8 protein-coding genes are annotated in these 16,548 nt (G+C 68.8%); 5 read left to right on the top strand and 3 right to left on the bottom strand.

Translation table 11 applies throughout. From position 1 onward, the window contains the following. Positions 1–83 precede the first annotated feature (83 nt). The 4 genes from OID54_RS04415 (at position 84) to OID54_RS04400 (ending at position 7,531) form a co-directional block, all read left to right on the top strand. The gene (locus OID54_RS04415) at positions 84–2,237 is read left to right on the top strand and encodes a hydantoinase/oxoprolinase family protein (RefSeq protein WP_329014187.1); all 2,154 of its coding nucleotides are present in this window, start codon (positions 84–86) and stop codon (positions 2,235–2,237) included. Beyond that, complete coding sequence (locus OID54_RS04410; RefSeq protein WP_329014184.1) at positions 2,234–4,150, top strand: hydantoinase B/oxoprolinase family protein; 1,917 nt, start codon at positions 2,234–2,236, stop codon at positions 4,148–4,150. The genes OID54_RS04415 and OID54_RS04410 overlap by 4 nt, the downstream gene beginning before the upstream one ends. Then, on the top strand, positions 4,050–5,618 hold the full coding sequence (locus OID54_RS04405) for a transaminase (protein ID WP_329014181.1): 1,569 nt from the start codon (positions 4,050–4,052) through the stop codon (positions 5,616–5,618). The genes OID54_RS04410 and OID54_RS04405 overlap by 101 nt, the downstream gene beginning before the upstream one ends. A gap of 80 nt (positions 5,619–5,698) precedes the next feature. Continuing rightward, a complete protein-coding gene (locus OID54_RS04400) occupies positions 5,699–7,531 on the top strand; it encodes an MDR family MFS transporter (protein WP_329014178.1) in 1,833 nt (610 codons plus the stop codon). A gap of 193 nt (positions 7,532–7,724) precedes the next feature. Here OID54_RS04400 and OID54_RS04395 read toward each other — a convergent pair whose 3' ends face one another. From OID54_RS04395 to OID54_RS04385, 3 genes are all read right to left on the bottom strand, one after another. Beyond that, positions 7,725–8,210 (bottom strand): MarR family winged helix-turn-helix transcriptional regulator, encoded by a 486-nt coding sequence (locus OID54_RS04395; RefSeq protein ID WP_329014175.1) that lies wholly within the window; start codon positions 8,208–8,210, stop codon positions 7,725–7,727. Positions 8,211–8,491: 281 nt separating this feature from the next. Next, positions 8,492–8,701, bottom strand: coding sequence for a hypothetical protein (locus OID54_RS04390; RefSeq protein ID WP_329014172.1), 210 nt, complete (start codon positions 8,699–8,701; stop codon positions 8,492–8,494). Between the two features lie 404 nt (positions 8,702–9,105). Beyond that, positions 9,106–15,195 carry a DNRLRE domain-containing protein gene (locus OID54_RS04385; RefSeq protein ID WP_329014169.1) on the bottom strand — a complete coding sequence of 2,030 codons (6,090 nt, stop codon included), beginning with the start codon at positions 15,193–15,195 and terminating at the stop codon, positions 9,106–9,108. 770 nt (positions 15,196–15,965) lie between these two features. Between OID54_RS04385 and OID54_RS04380 the strand changes: the two genes are divergently transcribed. Next, positions 15,966–16,253 (top strand): hypothetical protein, encoded by a 288-nt coding sequence (locus tag OID54_RS04380; protein ID WP_329014166.1) that lies wholly within the window; start codon positions 15,966–15,968, stop codon positions 16,251–16,253. Positions 16,254–16,548: the final 295 nt, after the last annotated feature.

Below are 16,548 nucleotides of genomic sequence, written 5' to 3'. Positions count from 1 at the left end.
TCAGCCCGCTCAGCAGACTGTCCGGGCCCGGCGGCCTCCTTCGGATCCGTACCCGTGACCGCCCCCGCGAACAGGCACCGGCCGTGAGCGCCCCCGACCCGGCAACCCGCCAACCCTCCGACTCGGCCACTCGGGTGTCCGTCGACATCGGTGGAACCTTCACCGACCTCGTCGTCGAGCAGAACGGCGAACTGCGGCTGTTCAAGTCGGCGACCGTGCCCGACGATCCGGTACGCGGCATCCTGGACGTCCTCACGGCGGCGGCCGAGGCCGACGGGCTGACGCTGGAGCGATTCCTCGCCGACGTCGGGACGTTCGTCCACGCCACGACCCGCGGGCTCAACGCCGTGCTCACCGGCACCACCGCGAGGACCGCGTTCCTCACCACCGAGGGCCACCCCGATGTGCTCCTGCTCCGGGAGGGCGGGCGGCCGGACCCCTTCGACTTCACCGTCCCGTTCCCCGAGCCGTACGTGCCACGCTCCCTCACCTTCGAGGTACCGGAGCGCATCACCGCCTCGGGGGAGATCCTGCGCCCGCTCGACCATGAGGGGCTCGGTCGGATCTGCGACCGACTGGCCGCTGCGGAGGTCGAGGCCGTGGCCGTGTGCCTGCTGTGGGCCACGGTGAACCCGGCGCACGAACTGGCGGTCGCCGAGGTGCTGCGGGAGCGGCTGCCCGGTGTTCCCCACACCCTCTCCCATGCGCTGAACCCATCGCTGCGCGAGTACCGTCGGGCCTCGTCGGCAGCGATCGATGCCTCGCTCAAGCCGCTGATGTCCCGGTACACCGAGAGTCTGACCGGGCGGCTGCGCGGTGCCGGTCTCACCGGCCGGATTCTGATGGTCACCTCCATCGGTGGGGTGATGGACGTACAGGACGCGGCCGAGAAGCCGGTGCTGACCATCAACTCGGGGCCCTCGATGGCCCCCGTCGCGGGCCGTGCGTATGCCGCCGCGGATCTCGGCGCGGGCACGGTGATCGTCGCTGACGCGGGTGGGACCACCTACGACGTCACCCTCGTCCGCGACGGCGAAATCCCCTCCACCCGGTCGGCGTGGGTCGGGGGCGAGATCACCGGACATATGACCGGGCTGCCGTCGATCGACGTCAAGAGCGTCGGCGCGGGCGGCGGCAGCATCGCCTGGGTGGATCCCGGTGGGCTGTTGCACGTCGGTCCGATGAGCGCAGGTTCGGTGCCGGGTCCGGCGTGTTACGGGCGCGGCGGTGTCCGGGCCACGGTGACCGACGCCGCCCTGGTGCTGGGGTACCTCGATCCGGCCTCCTTCTCCAGCGGCGCCATGGCGCTCGACCCGGACGCGGCGCTCGCGGCGATCACCGACGATGTCGCCCGACCGCTCGGTGTCGATCCGGTCGCCGCCGCCCACGCCGTACTCGAACTCACCACCGAGCACATGGTCCGGGCGATCGAGGAGATCACCCTCCAACAGGGCATCGATCCGTCCAGGGCCGTCCTCGTCGGCGGCGGTGGCGCAGCCGGGCTCAATGCGGCGGCGGTCGCGCAGCGGTTGGGCTGCCGCACTCTGGTGGTGCCGGCCGTCGGCGCGGCGCTGGCCGCATCCGGGGCGCTGATGTCCGATCTGCGGGCGGTGTACACCGCGACGGTCCCGGCGGTGACGAGCGGTTTCGAGGCGGACCGGGTGAACGCGGCCCTTGCCGGACTGCTCCTGCGGTGCGGCGAGTTCGCCGGGCATGTGGGAGCGGATCCGGCCGGTATGACCGTCACACTCTTCGCGGAGGCACGGTACCCACAACAGATCTGGGAACTGGTGGTGCCCCTGCGCAGCGAGTCATTCGCCACGGCGGATGCCGTCAGGGAGTTCGAGGCCGACTTCCACGCCGTCCACCAGCGCATCCTCGGCATCACGGACGAGGACTCACCGGTCGAGGTGGTCAGCTGGGGTGCCCGGGCCCGGGTGCCGCTGGCCGGCCGTACCGGTGTTCTGACCGCCCGGCCGGGCCAGGCCGCCCCCGCCGGGGTGCGGCGGGCCTATGTCCCGGGTCGGGGCATGACCGACATCCCGGTACGGCCCCTGTCGGGCATCGCCCCCGGTGAGGTGCTCCAGGGCCCCGTGCTCATCGAGTCGCCCTTCACCACGGTGGTCGTCGCCGACCACGGCACCGGCGAGGTCAGCGACTCCGGCTCCCTCGTCATCCATCCGGCAAAGGACGCCTCACAACGAACCGGTCCCGACCGGCAGAAGGAGACGAGATGACCACGGAGCGAAGCGCCCCACCTGCCAGGGGCGGTGCCCGGGACGGCGACGGGGGAGCCGTACGGGACGGGGCCGGACTCGCGGTCCTCGCCCATCGATTCGAGGCGATCGTCCGCCGGATGTCCAACACCCTTGCTCGCAGCGGCCGTTCGGGAGTGCTCAACACGGCACGGGACTTCTCCTGCTGTGTGCTGACCGCCGAAGGCGGGGTGTTGATGACCGGCCAGAGCCCGCCGATCCATGTGATGGGCGGACCCGACCTCCAGGCGCGTTCGCTGCTGGAGTTCCATCCCGAACTCCGCGCGGGGGATGCCTTCCTCCATAACTCCCCGTACCACGGCAACACCCACGCCGCCGATCACTCCATCCTGGTGCCGGTGGTGGACGACGCGGGCGTGCACCGGTTCACCGTGCTCGCCAAGGCCCACCAGGCGGACTGCGGCAACTCCGTACCGACGACGTACATGGCGAGCGCCCGGGACGTGTACGAGGAGGGCGCGTTGATCTTCCCGGTCGTCCGCGTCCAGGAGGACTACACCGACCGCGCGGACATCCTGCGCATGTGCGAGATGCGCATCCGCGTCCCGCACCAATGGCGCGGCGACTACCTCGCCATCCTGGGCAGCGCCCGGATCGGGGAGCAGTCGCTGCTGCGGCTCGCCGAGGAGGTCGGCTGGGACGCCCTCGACTCCTTCGCCCATGACTGGCTCGACTACGGCGAGTCCCGGATGGCGGCGGCGATCGCCGGGCTGCCCGCGGGCGAGACAACCGTGACGACCCGGCACGATCCTTTCCCCGGGGTCCCGGACGGCGTCCCGATCAGCGCGAAGGTCGCCGTCGATCCCGCCCGCGGGATGATCGACATCGATCTGAGGGACAACCCCGACTGCGTGCCCAGCGGACTGAACCTCAGCGAGGCTTCCTCCCGCACGGCCGCGCTGATCGGTGTGTTCAACAGCATCGACCACACGGTTCCGCACAACCAGGGCAGCTTCCGCAGGGTGCGCGTGCACCTGCGGGAGAACTGTGTGGTGGGCATCCCACGGCACCCGGTGAGCTGCTCGGTCGCGACGACCAATCTCGCCAACCGGCTCGGCAACATCGTGCAGCGCGCCTTCGCCGATCTCGGCGATGGAATCGGGATGGCCGAGGTCGGCACCGGAATGTCCCCATCGGAGGCGGTCGTCTCGGGTGTCGATCGGCGCGGTGGCGGCGCCGAACCGTTCGTCAACCAGATCTTCACCGGCACGAACGGGGGCGCGGCCGGGCCCTTCAACGACGGCTGGCTGACGATGGACGACCTTGGCAGCGGCGGCACACTGCTGCTCGACAGCGTTGAGATCGACGAGTTGAAGCAGCCGCTGGTGATCCATGAGCGCAGGCTCGCCCGGGACACCGAGGGCGCCGGACGGATGCGCGGTGCCCCCGGGTTGACCGTCGAGTACGGCCCGGTCGGCGGCGACCTGGAGGCGGTGTACGCCAACGACGGGTCCGTCCATCCGATGAGCGGTGCGCGCGGCGGACTGGCCGGGGCACGCTCGGCCCAACAGTTGCGGCACCGGGACGGACACCTCAGCGATCTCGACATCTGCGGCCCGGTACGGGTGGCGGAGGGTGAGCGGCTGGTGGCCCGCACCAGCGGCGGCGGGGGATACGGCCCACCCGACACCCGCGATCCCTGGGCCGTGGCCCTGGACGTCCGGGAGGGCTGGATCAGTATGGACCGCGCCCGGCGGATCTACCGGGTGGTGCTGGATGACGCCGGTGCGGTGGACACGGCGGAAACCGACCGTATCCGCGCCCCCTTCGCCCGTGCCAGCGACAGCGGATATGACCCTGCGGACCCGGCTCGGGATCCGTCCGTCGGCCCGGGGGAGTGCCCAGGACCGGCACCGACGGAAGACACACCATGACCCGGCCGGGTGTCCGGTCGCCGGCGAGCGCGCTGCGATGTGCGGCGGACGCCCCGCCCGTACCGACGAGCCCTTCAGCCCCCTATGCACAGCCCTGGACGAGGTGAACGAGATGAATCCGGTGGACCGTACCCGGCTGTCCGCCCTGCTCGCGGGGGAACGTCTGACCTATCGGGAGCGCAACCCCCGATCGCGTACCGCGCATGAAAAGGCGGACCATCTGCTCGGCGGTGTGCCGATGACCTGGATGGCGAAGAGCGCGGCTGGCTTCCCGCTCTATCTGCAACGCGCCTCCGGGGCGACGGTGGTCGACCTCGACGGACATGAACTGATCGACTTCTGCCTCGGTGACACCGGGGCGATGGCCGGGCACTCCCCGGCACCGACCGTTGCCGCGGTCGCCCGCAGATTCGGCGAACTCGGTGGCGCGACGACGATGATGCCCACCGAGGACGCGGCGGTCGTCGCGGCGGAACTGGCCCGCCGATTCGGGGTGTCCCGCTGGAGCTTCGCCCTTTCCGCGACCGATGCCAACCGCTGGGCGCTGCGGCTCTCCCGTGCGTTCACCGGCCGCTCCCGGATCCTGTTCAACAGCTACAGCTACCACGGCAGTGTGGACGAGTCGTTCATCGTCACCGGCCCGGACGGTCCGCGCTCCCGGCCCGGCAACGTGGGTGCGCCGGTCGATCCCACCACGACCAGCCGGGTGGTCGAGTTTAACGACCTCGAAGCGCTGGAGCGGGAACTCTCGTACGGGGATGTCGCGGCCCTCCTGATGGAGCCGGCGCTCACCAACATGGGCATCGTCCTGCCCAGACCGGGCTACCTCGACGGCGTACGCGAACTGACGCGCCGTGCCGGTGTGCTGCTCATCAACGACGAGACCCACACCGTCTCGGCCGGACCCGGCGGCTGCACCGGTGCCTGGGGTCTCGACCCGGACATCGTGACCGTCGGCAAGGCGATCGGCGGTGGCATCCCGATCGGCGCCTACGGGCTGAGCGAGCCGCTCGCCGAGGAGTTGTGGGCCAGGCCCGATCTGGATCTGGTGGACACGGGCGGTGTCGGCGGCACACTCGCGGGCAACGCGCTCTCCCTCGCTGCTGCCCGGGCCACCCTGACCGAGGTACTGACTCCGGCCGCCTACGAGCACATGTTCGGGCTCGCCACCCGGTACACAACCGGTGTCGAGCGGATCATCCTCGCCCATGGGCTGCCCTGGTCGGTGACCCGGTTGGGCGCCCGTGCCGAGTACCGCTTCATGACACCGGCACCGATGAACGGCACCTCCTCGCAGCGGGCGACCGACGGTGAACTGGAGGACTATCTGCATCTCTTCTTGATCAACCGGGGCGTCCTGCTGACACCGTTCCACAACATGGCACTGATGTGCCCGCAGACCTCGGAGGCCGACGTCCGAACCCATCTGTCCCTGCTCGATGCGGCGGTGCGCGCCCTGGTCGCCTGATCACGCCCGGCTCTCCGGTGATCCGCTCCGGACCGGAACGGATCACCGGGAGGGTTCACCCACGACCACAGGGTCAAGGCATGGAATCCAACTCCGCAACACCCGAATCACCCGGCACGGGCACCATGGCGACGGCAGAGGCTGTGACCTCCCACCGGACGATCATGCGCATCATCGCGGGACTGCTGCTCGCGCTGTTCTCCGCCGTACTCAGCACGATGGTCGTGACCAACGCACTGCCGGCGATACTCCATGAACTCGGCGGCAGTCAGGCCCAGTACACCTGGGTGGTGGTGGCCTCCCTGCTCACCATGACGGTCAGCACCCCGATCTGGGGGCGCCTGTCCGACCAGCACAGCAAGCGACTGCTGGTCCAACTCGCACTCGTGGTCTTCGTCGCCGGCTCGGCGGGCGCGGCGCTCGCCCAGTCGATGGGGCCACTGATCGCGATGCGGGCGGTCCAGGGCATCGCCATGGGAGGTCTGATGGCCACCAGCCAGGCGGTCATCGGCACACTGGTCTCGCCCCGGGAGCGGGGGCGGTACTCCGGATACATCGGCGCCGTCATGGCCGGGGCGACGGTGTGCGGCCCGCTCGTCGGCGGGGTCGTGGTGGACACCGAATGGCTCGGCTGGCGCTGGTGCTTCCTGGTCGTCCTACCGTTCTCGCTGGTCAGTCTGGTCCTTCTGCAACGCCATCTGCACTTGCCCGAAACCCCCCGCCGAAAGGTCCGGGCGGACTGGACCGGGGCAGCGCTCATCGCCGTCACCGCCTCGCTGCCGCTCCTCTGGGTGACGTTCGCGGGCGATGCGTTCGCCTGGGTCTCCTGGCAGACGGCCTCCTTCCTGGGCGGCACACTGGTCGCCGGGGCGATGACCGTCAGGGTGGAGCGACACCATCCCGCACCCGTCGTCTCACGGTCCGTCTTCGGGGACCGGAACACCCGCCTGGTGGTGCTGGGGAGCATCTCCGTCGGTGTGGTCATGTTCGGGGTCATCCTGTTCCTGAGCCAGTACTTCCAACTCGCCCTGGGGTACTCACCGACCGTCGCCGGACTCCTGGGCATGCCGATGATGGTCGGCACCCTCGTCGGCACCATGGGATCGGGGACCCTGATCACCCGCGCGGGGCGCTGGAAGGTGTTCCTCGTCGGCGGCTCCGCCCTGCTGGTCACCGGGTTGGCGCTGCTCGGTCTGCCCACGCTGACCGGCACCGGTCCACTGCCGCTGTGGCTGCTGCTGGCGGCGACGGTTCTGGTGGGGCTGGGCATCGGCGCGGTGATGCAGAACTACGTCCTGGTGGCACAGAACTCCGTGGACGTCGACCGGGTGGGCGCTGCCAGCGCCACGGTGACCTTCTTCCGATCGCTGGCGGGCGCGATCGGTGTCTCCTTGCTCGGCGCCGTCGTCACCCACCGCGTGGCCGGGGTCGGCAATCTGCCCACAGGGGGGTCGGGCGGCGAACGCGTCCCGGACTTCGGTGCACTCTCCCCCGTACTACGGGAAGCGGGCCGGACCGCTTACGGGGACGCCCTCACCGTTGTCTTCCTGGTGTCCGCCGTGGTCGCCCTGGGCAGTCTGGCCGCCTCCTTGGCGGTCCGTGAGACTCCGTTGCGCACCACCGTGCACCAGAGCCGGCAGACGGAGCCCGCAGCGCCGGAGGGCCCGGGGGTACCGCCGGCCAAGGGGGAACAGGGGCGGGAGGTGTCCCCGCGGTCCGGGGAGCGGGCGGACTCCGAGCGGATCGTCCATGCAGAACACCACGGACCGAAACGCCATGGACCGAAACGCCATGGACCGAAACGCCATGGACCGGAACACCCGGGATCGGAACACCCGGGATCGGAACACCCGGGATCGGAACGTCGAGGGCAGGAGGGCCCGGGCACCGATGTTGCTTCGTCCGACGACTGACACACTCCTCCCCTCCGTTCGCTGGCCCCGGACGGAGGGGAGTGCATCGTGTGGCCCGGATGTCCTGAGCGGCGGGTGTCGCGCGGCCCGGACGGCTATGACGGGACGGCCATGGCGGACGGTCTTGTGACGGACGGTCTGCGGGAAGAGACGGTGTCCAGGCCCGCCCGGGGCAGGAGGCGCGGTCCCGAACTCAGCCGTTCTTCGCCCGCCCGGCCCAGGCGCGGCGCCCGGCCGGCCCGAAGTCCTTGTCGGCCTGCGCGTCGAGCGCGGCTTCGATCTCATCCACCCGCAGCGCCCTGAACGCGCCCAGGGCGTCCCCGGTCTCCCCGAGTACGTCCTTGATCCGCTCCACCAGCAGGTCTTCCGCACCACGCAGGGTGTCCACGCCGTGCTGGGTGATCGAGAAGAGCACCCCGCGCCCATCGCGCGCCGCATCGCTGCGCTCGATCAGACCGGCTCGCACCATGCCATTGGTGAGTGCCGACACCGCGGGCCTGCTCACCGCGGTGTAGCGGGCCAGCTCGTACGCCCGCTGCTCGCCGTTCACGGCACTGTTCAGCGCGCGGTACTGGGCCAGGGTCAGCCCGGCCTCCTCGCACGCTTGCTGGACGATACGGGCAAGGCGGATCACGGTCCTGATGGATCCGAGCAGCTCGGCGTCCGGACTCTTCTCCATGTGTCTCTCCCGGCCCATCGGCCCACCGTCCCGCCAGCTCGGCGCGGGTTTCCACAGCTTCGCCCCGCTGTCCGACATGCCACCCTAGTCCGTACCGGCCCGCCGTGCCGTTGGCGCCCCCGAAGAGGCCGTGCAGGGCCGGAAACCGCCCCCGACCGGCTGGAACCTTTTCCAGTACGACGAACGACCGACTGCTTGAACCTTCCGGAGCCGGGGCAGTGTCCGGTACGCACTCGTCAGCGCCCGGCGCTCGTGCTGCGCTGCTCGTCAGGTGAGCTCCATCAGTCGAGACCGACCGCGAACAGCAGCGAGACGGTCGCCAGAAGGAGGGAGAGCGCCGCCACCACCACGGTCCGAGGGGCCCGCCTCAGGAATCTCACGAGGGCCACGAAGACGAGGAACGACCAGGACGCATTGAAAACGATCACCATGACATGCGGACCGGAGTCCACGACAAAACAGAGAAGTGATCCGACGACGGATGCGAGCACGACGATTCCCGCGGATGCCCATGGAATCGGAGATATCCCCGCCTCCTGGGAGGCTGCGCCTTCTTTCCGTGTTTTCTGTGCGTTCCGGTCGCGAAATACCGAAGCAGCCAGCAATATCGCACTCAAGATAAACGGCAACACATAGACAAAGGTATGCGCACCCACTGAAATCCTCGCTTCATACTCGATCCGCCACTCTCTTCACGGCGAACCCTGGCGAACCCTGCTGAACTCTCGGTGCCCCTGACAGTGGCGCCCCGCGATGGCCATCGCAGCCGCGCATCAACCCAGTTCGAGGGCTTATGGGGAAGCCGGGAGCTCTCCGGTGAAACCCGAACAAGAGAGCCGCTCCCGGCCGAAGAGGGGTGTTCCCCCTTCGGCCGGGAGCAGATCAGAATGCTTGGCTACTGACGACTGATCGATATCCTCCCATAGACATACACCGTGAGTTTGACGCCGCGGTTGGGGAAGGAACTGAGCACTCGCTGGATATTGACCGCAACCCAGGTTGCAACTCCCGCGAGAATTCCCATCACTGCCGCCAGGATTCCGGCGGATGCGACGCCGAACAGAGCGGCCGAGACTCCCCAGGCCGTCGCTCCGCCGATGATGTCCCACGAAGCCTTCCAGGCACGTGCCCGGCTCAGCTTGATGACGCACCGGCCCTTCCAGACAGAGCAGCTCCTGGAGTTCTTGTTGTACTTGGCCAGGACCTTCCTACCGTCGAGGTCGTACCTGTTGACCGGGTCTGCGGGATAGCCGTAGGCGTTCGCGCCGCCGCCGTAGAGGGGGTCGGGGCTCAGGAAGCGCCCGATCCTCGGGTCGTAGAGGCGGACGCCCATGAGCGTGGCGCGGCTGGGAGTCTCCGCGGACCGCTGCTTGGAGCCGAGCCAGCCGTATCGGGCGGGGTCCGTGCCGGGCAGGGGGTTGCCGTAGTCGTCGTAGGTGTTCACGACGGGGGTGGTGGCGTCGACCAGGGGGATGCGCGTCCCGATCGCGCCGTGGAGGTTGGCGAGTTGCAGCACCACATCACCGCCGGCGCTGGTGGTGGCGATGAGGTTGTCGGCGAGGTCCTTCACCAGACGGGTGATGGTGCCGTTGCCCTCCGCCGTCCAGTCGGGGCTGTCTCCTTCCGTGCCGTAGTGGTTGGTCTTGGTGGCGGTGGTGGTCCAGGCGCCGTTCTCGGCCTGGTCCTCCTCCATCCAGGAGGCCAGCCGGCCGGCCGCGTCGAGGGCCCAGGTGGTGCGCTCGGAGTTCGCAGTGATCTGGCGGACGAGATCGTTGGCGTAGTAGGCGTTCTGGGCGCCGTTCGACTGTGTGGTGGTGCGGCCGAAGGCGTCGTAGACGTTTCCGGCGGTGGTGAGGCGGTCGGCGCTGTCGTAGGTGTGGTCGGTGGTCGTGACGTTGGGTGCGCCGCCGTCGACGTCGTCCCCGGTGGTGGTCAGTCTGGTGCGGTTGCTGTTGTCGTCGAAGACATAGGCGCGGTGGGTGGTGGCGCCGATCTGGGTGTCGTCCGTCTTCGTGAGACGTCCGGCGGCGTCGTAGGTGTGCTCCTGGTAGGCGCCGCCGCCGGTGTAGGTCGTGCGGGTGGCGACCTGGTCGTGGACGGTCAGCCCGGTGGTCTCGCCCTGGATGGTCCAGCCGGACTCCCAGTGCCAGTAGCGGGAGGTCTCGCTACCGGTCGGGTCGAGGTTGAACTCCACGTTGATGTTCCACGGCAGGGTCTGCCGGTAGAGGCGGCCGTCGGAGTCATAGTGTCCGGTGACCTCGCCGATGGTGCCCATGACGGAGTCGTGGACCCGGGTCGGCAGACCGGCGGGGTTGTCGTAGGAGTAGCTGGTGGTGGACGGTGCGGAGTCCGTGACACGGGTCTTGCGGTTGCGGTTGTCGTACTCGGTGCGGGTGACGTTGCCGGTGCCGTCGTCGTAGGACATCACCCGGCCGAGCATGTCGTTGGCGCGTCGGATGGTCGCGGCGCTGTCGGCGACGGTGGACGCCGCGCCGTTGACGGTGTCGTAGGTGACGGTGCGTGCCGGTACCGCAGTGCCGGTGCCGCCGGTGATCTGGGTCTGGGTCAGACGTCCCGCGGCGTCGTAGGTGCTCTCGGTGGTACGGGTGGTGCCGTTGGCGGTCTCACTGACGACGGTGGGCTTGCCCCATCTGTCGTACTGGGTGGTCGTGGTCGGGATCTCGTCGGGCAGGGTGCCGCCAGCGGTGATCTTGCCGGCCGGACCGGTGGTGCAGGCGAGGTCGGCCCACTCGGGGCGGCCCTTGCAGGTGCCGGTGCCCGTGGCGGACCAGTAGGTGGTCACACGGGCGCCGGCGTCGGTGCCGTTCGACTTGGGCAGGGTGGTCTTGATGACGCGGCCCTGGGCGTCGTACTGCGTGGTGTTGCGCAGATTGAGACCGGTGGGATCGGTGATCGTGTTGGTGGGGAGTCCCTTCACCCAGTCGTACTCGGTGCCGGTGGTGCGTACGTCCGCGTCGGCGGGGTAGCCGTCGACCGTGGCCCCGACCCGGGTGCTGGTGAGCTGGTCGCTGACGGTGGCGGTGCCGTCGGTGGGACGGTTCTCGTCGTAGCGGTTGACGGTGTGGGTACGAGCGGCGACCTGGGTACCCGCGGGAACGTCGGGACTGTCCGTGTCTCCGTTGAGCACCTTGGCCAGGGTGACGAGGTGCAGCGGACCGTACTCGTCCAGCAGTCGCTGGCCGTCGTCGGAGTAGACCGACACGGTCCCGAGACGGCGGGCGCGCTCAGCGGGTGAGTCGGCCAGGATCCCGAGTTCGGTCTGGGTGTTGACCTGGTAGGGGGCGTTCCCCAGGGCCAGTTCGAGGTTGGTCGCGTTGATGGTGAAGACGGTGTTGCCGAAGCGGTCGTACTGGCTGGCGGTCAGGTGTCGGCCGGGCAGGCCGATGTTGACGGCGCGGCCCGAGGCATTGGTGTAGGTGAGGGTCGCCTTCTCGTAGCCGTTGGCGGTGAGGCCGTTGCCCGAGTGCGTTGTGGGCACCTGGTCGGCCGGGAAGACCGCGGTCGCGTCGGTGGGTGCGTCCGCCTGTCCCCAGGCCGCGGTGTCGGAGGCCGCCAGTTGGTGGGGTGCGTTGACGCCCGTCAGCGGTACGTCGTAGACGAGGGAGGTGACCGACCGGCCACCGTCCTCCTGGTCCTTGGTGCCGGCGCGCAGCGTCGGACGGGAGGCGGCGAGCAACATGCCAGCGCCCGCGGTGGCCGCGGATCCGGCCGTGCCGTAGGTGAACGTCCAGGGCAGTTCACCGGGCGGGGTGAGGGTCACCACACGGCCTGCGGAGTCATAGGTGTAGGCCGTCTTCAGCGCCGGACTGATGCGCGGGTCCCACTGCTCGCGCAGTCGGCCCTGGCTGTCGTACGCGTACTGGGAGACGGCCGTCGCCGTGGCGTTGGCGGCGCCGGGGTTGGTGCTCCACAGTTGGATCCGGGTGACCTGGCCGCTGAAGTCGCCGAGAGTGGTCCCGGCCGCAGTGGTGGCGGTGGCGTACTGGTACTCCAGTACGCGGCAGCCCTTGGTCGACGGCGCGCCGGCGCAAGTGGCCGCGGTGATCGCCGAGGTGGGGGCGATGAGGTACTTGGGCCGGGCCAGGACCTGGCCGCCGACGGTGACCTTCTCGGAGATCACGGTTGTGGTGGACTGCTCGGTCGGCAGGGAGGTCTTGGAGACCTGCCAGGTGGTGGCCGCCGTGTCGACCTTGGCGAACTCCGTCGTGGCGCCCTCGGTGTCCTTCAGGGTGAGGGCACCGGTCAGGCTGCCGGTCAAGGTCAGCTCCTCGGCTCCCGTCTCCGCCTTCCAGCCGCTGCCGGTGGCGGTGAAGCCGGTCTCCTCGCCGGCGATGTCGACGACGGCGACCGAGGTGGGGGAGGTGTTGCGGATGAACGACCAGACACTGTCGGAGAGTTCGGCGAGCGCGCCGGAGGTCCACTGCGGTCCGAAGATCGCGACACGGCCCTCCTGGTCGGCGCCGTTCGTGGGACGGCGGGAGGAGAAGGAGCGGCTCGCGGTCAGGTCGAAGGCGGTCGCGTCGCTCGCTGAGAGGCCGAAGTCGCCGGTCAACAGGTTCACACTGCCCGGGCCGATCTTCTCACTGGGCGCGGCGCCGGCGTTGCGGTCGACGGTCACGGTGCTGGCCGGCGATGTGTCACTGGTGGTTCCGTCGGTGAAGACGACTCGGATGTCCACCGAACCGTCCTCGGCGAGTGAATCGGTGATGTTCCACACCAGTGCCTCGGCGGCCCCCGCGGTGACCTGGGCCGGCCATGCCGTCAGGACGGAGTTGTCGGCCTTGCGACGTACGTTCGCAACCGGTACGTCCTTCCAGGTGTCCGTGGCACCGCGCCGGTACTGGTACCGAGCGCCGGTGTCACCGGTCTTGCCCTGTCCGGTCAGTTCGACCCGTCGAGCCGTCCGCTCGCCGTTGCCGGGGGTGAGCACGGCCGCACCCGAGCCGGCGTGGAAGGTGTGGTTCGTCTGGGCCGACACATTTCCGGCGGCGTCCTTGGTCCGCGCGGACACGGTGTGCTTGCCGGCACGGAACGTCACCGCACGTGTCACGGCGGACCCGGCGGAGGGCGCTGACTGCCAAGCCTCGGAGTCCAGCTTCCACTGGACCTCCTTCACATCGCCGGTCGGCGGCGTGAAGGTGAAGTCCCCGCTGAAGTCGCCGTTGGCGTTCGGCGTTCCCGACCAGGCACCGGCCGGGAAGGCGCTCGACGCGATGGCCGTGGTCCCCGGTACGGTCGTGTCGACGGTCAGGGCGCGGAACCCTGACCAGGCGCTCTTGCCGAGCGCGTCGCCCGATCGGGCCCGCCACTTGTAGGCGCCCGCCGCGAGCGCGGTCGGCGTCCACACGGCCTGGGCGCCCGATGCGACGGCCCCGCTGGAGCCCGCCCGCGCCGCCGCGCTACCGCTCGTGGTCCACACCTCGTAGTCGAGGGTGACCTGGTCGCCGTCACCGTCCAGTGCCTTCGCTGACAACGTTGGCGTCGTGTCGTTCGTGGCACCCGAGTTCGCCGGTGCGACCAGTGTCGGCACTCCGGGAAGCGAGTTGTACGTCACCGACAGATACGGCGTATTGGCCGCCGCGTTGCCTGAGTTGAACCGCTTCCAGCCGTAGGGGTCGTTCTCGTCGGTCGCCCGCACCCCGAGGTGGTTCGAGGTCGCGCCGCTGCCCGCCCACGTGCTCACCAAGGTCTTGACGTCCGCGCTCACCCAGCCGTCGTTGCACGCGCTGGAGAAGCCCTTGGTCTGGGTGCTCGTCGCCTGCTTGGTCGTCCAAGCCGGCTGTGCCGTCCAGCGGGTGGCCGCGGTCGCCTGCCCTGTCGACCACACCTCCCACGCCCTGGGCGAACAGGACCAGGAATGGTGGGCGAACAGGTTCAGCTTCGCGGAGGTGACCTGCTTCCCGGTGATGTTCTTCATCGGGAACGACAGGAACGACCGGGCGATCTGGTTCGAACCGTTGTTGCCCACCTTCAGCTCCGTGGAGGCTGATTGATCGGTGGTGAAGCCCTGCTGGACGAAGGTGTCGAAGCTCGGCCCAATGTTGATCGCCGGGTCGATGGTCACCGGGAACTGGGTCGTGCTGTCGGCCAGGAACTCCGCGTCCGGTGACAGGGTCAAGGTGACCTTGTCACCGTCCTGCGCCACCTGGACCTTCACCGGAGCGGTACGCACACGCTCGCCCGATCGCTTGTCGACCCTGGCGTCCCACATCACCGGCGCCGGCAGCACACCGGCCGTCTTGCCCTTGGCGTCGGTGAAGGTCACCGACCCGTCCTTGCCGGCCTTCGCCTTCAAGCCCTTCACGGTCAGGCTGTAGGCGACCGCGCCGTTCGCATCGACGGCGGAACGATCCTTCAGCTCAAGGAACTGCTCGTACCCCGTCCGCGTCGATTCGATGAGCAGATCCGTTGCGGGCAGCGCGTTCTGGTAGCGCAGGACGTTGTCCGCCGTGCCTTCGATGACCGGTTCGGGCAGCGCCCCGTACCAGCCGAGTTCCATACGGTTGCCGAACTTGTCGTCGAGTGAGATCAGTGGCACGGCGTCAGCCGCGACCTTCCGGCCCGCCGCCCTGAGCCCCTTCGGCGCCTTGCTCTTGCCTGCGAGGGTGAGTCCCTGCGGATGCCCCTGCGCCTGGACCGATCCGTTCGACGCCCGCCGCAACGAGACGTCGACGTCCTGCCACTTGCCCGCCGCGTCACGGAAGCGGACCGGTCCTGCGTACGCCTGTGTGGTCAGCGTGCCGTTGCGGTTCACCCATGTCGTGGATGTGTCCGTGCGTGCGTCCAGCACTTCGATGCGTCGCTTTTGGATCTTGGCTTTCAGCCGCGCCTCGGCCTCCGAACCGGCCGAGGCCGGGCCGAGATCCTTCTTCTTGGCCGCGACGGGCAGTTGGCGTTCAATCGCGAACGTCTGGCCGGAGCCTGCGACCAGAGCCGCTTGGCACGCCAGGGTCAGTCCCAACACCACCGCAACCGGTCGCCATCGTCCCACCGAGGGCGGCGAGATGAAGGGACGTACCGACAGGGCGGCCCCGGGCCGTCTATGTCGTGGGGGAAATCTCAACACACCAACTCCTGGAATATCACTAAGTGATCACTCACATGATCACCTCAGGAGCTTCACACATCACGCACGGAACGTCACCGGCCTCCATCGCAACGTCACGAAGATCGAGATGGCCGTGTTGGGTATCAGTTGCCCGAATCGAGGTAGGTGCTAGGTGAACTCACTTCGTTCGAGGTCGAGCGGTTTGATGTGTTTCATCAACTTTGGGGAACCGGGAGTTGTGATCAATTCTTGATCAAATTCACGACGTTGTGGGTTGGCGGAATGAATCGCTGATCCCTGACTGCGGTGATTCGTCCCCCTGGGTGCAACGGAGAGCGATGGCCACAGCAAGGGCTGCCTGAGTGGGCTGAGGAGTCTGTCGTCGGAGGTGGATTCCACGGCCGCGTACGGTGATTGATGTTCTGTCACATTGCCTGTTCGGGCTGGCCATAGGCGGTGCGAACGAAGCCCCGCGGATTCCGCCAGAACGGTTCGGAGGGCCAGTTGCCCCCGCGATCCGGCACGGACGCGAGTGGGAAGGCCCTCCGTGCGCACGAGCCGGCACCCACTCGGAGCCGCCCCTGAGCGGAGGCGGCGCTTCCTCTGTTGCGGCCCCTGTCGGGCTCCTACGCTCGCGGAGGTTCGGCAGGGCCCACGGGCCATCACCTCGGCACAGGAGGAGACTCATGCGGATCCGTACCGCACTCGCCGGCGTCGCCCTTGCGGGTGCGTTGTTCGCCGGTGTCACGAGTCCAGTGCACGCCTCGGAATCCTTACGCGCGCCCGCTACCGCATCCGCACCCGCCTCGTCGGAGAAGCCGGTTGAGGTGCTGGGTCGTTGGTACGACCACGACTGGTACTTCTTCTACGACCGTTGCATGGCCCAGGGCAAGGACCTCTACGGCCGGAACAACGTCCAGTACCGCTGTCTGGACATCGGCTTCGGCAGGTACATGTTGCAGTACTACGTCTAAGCGCGGGCGCAGGGAGATTGGGCAGGCACGAATCGTAGCAAAAGCCTCGAATGCCAGCTGGGCTGTTCGTGTGTCTCGTGCCGGGGGCGGGTCGGCGAGGGTCCGTGCCGCCGCGGACGTGCCGTAGTAGTCCTGGAGTGCGCGGAGACCCGCTTGTTCTCGTACCGTACGCAGACGATTGCCGAAGATATCCGGCCATGGCGGCCGATGGTTGACGGGGCACATACCGGCCGATCAAGTGTCCACTGGCAGGCCCTTCGTGGCGATGAAATACTGAGAGGGGGAATGCACTGCC

Origin of the sequence: Streptomyces sp. NBC_00690, from assembly GCF_036226685.1 — a bacterium.
In the GTDB taxonomy this organism is placed as follows: domain Bacteria; phylum Actinomycetota; class Actinomycetes; order Streptomycetales; family Streptomycetaceae; genus Streptomyces.
The sequence above is the reverse complement of the archived record's forward strand: the minus strand, read 5'-3'. Positions and strand labels throughout refer to the sequence as shown.

What these genes read in the sequence shown, in the direction of transcription:
- OID54_RS04410 (WP_329014184.1), top strand. Translation starts at nt 2,234, where the DNA reads ATGACCACGGAGCGAAGCGCCCCACCTGCCAGGGGCGGTGCCCGGGAC.
- OID54_RS04380 (WP_329014166.1), top strand. Translation starts at nt 15,966, where the DNA reads ATGCGGATCCGTACCGCACTCGCCGGCGTCGCCCTTGCGGGTGCGTTG.
- OID54_RS04400 (WP_329014178.1), top strand. Translation starts at nt 5,699, where the DNA reads ATGGAATCCAACTCCGCAACACCCGAATCACCCGGCACGGGCACCATG.
- OID54_RS04395 (WP_329014175.1), bottom strand. Translation starts at nt 8,210, where the DNA reads ATGGAGAAGAGTCCGGACGCCGAGCTGCTCGGATCCATCAGGACCGTG.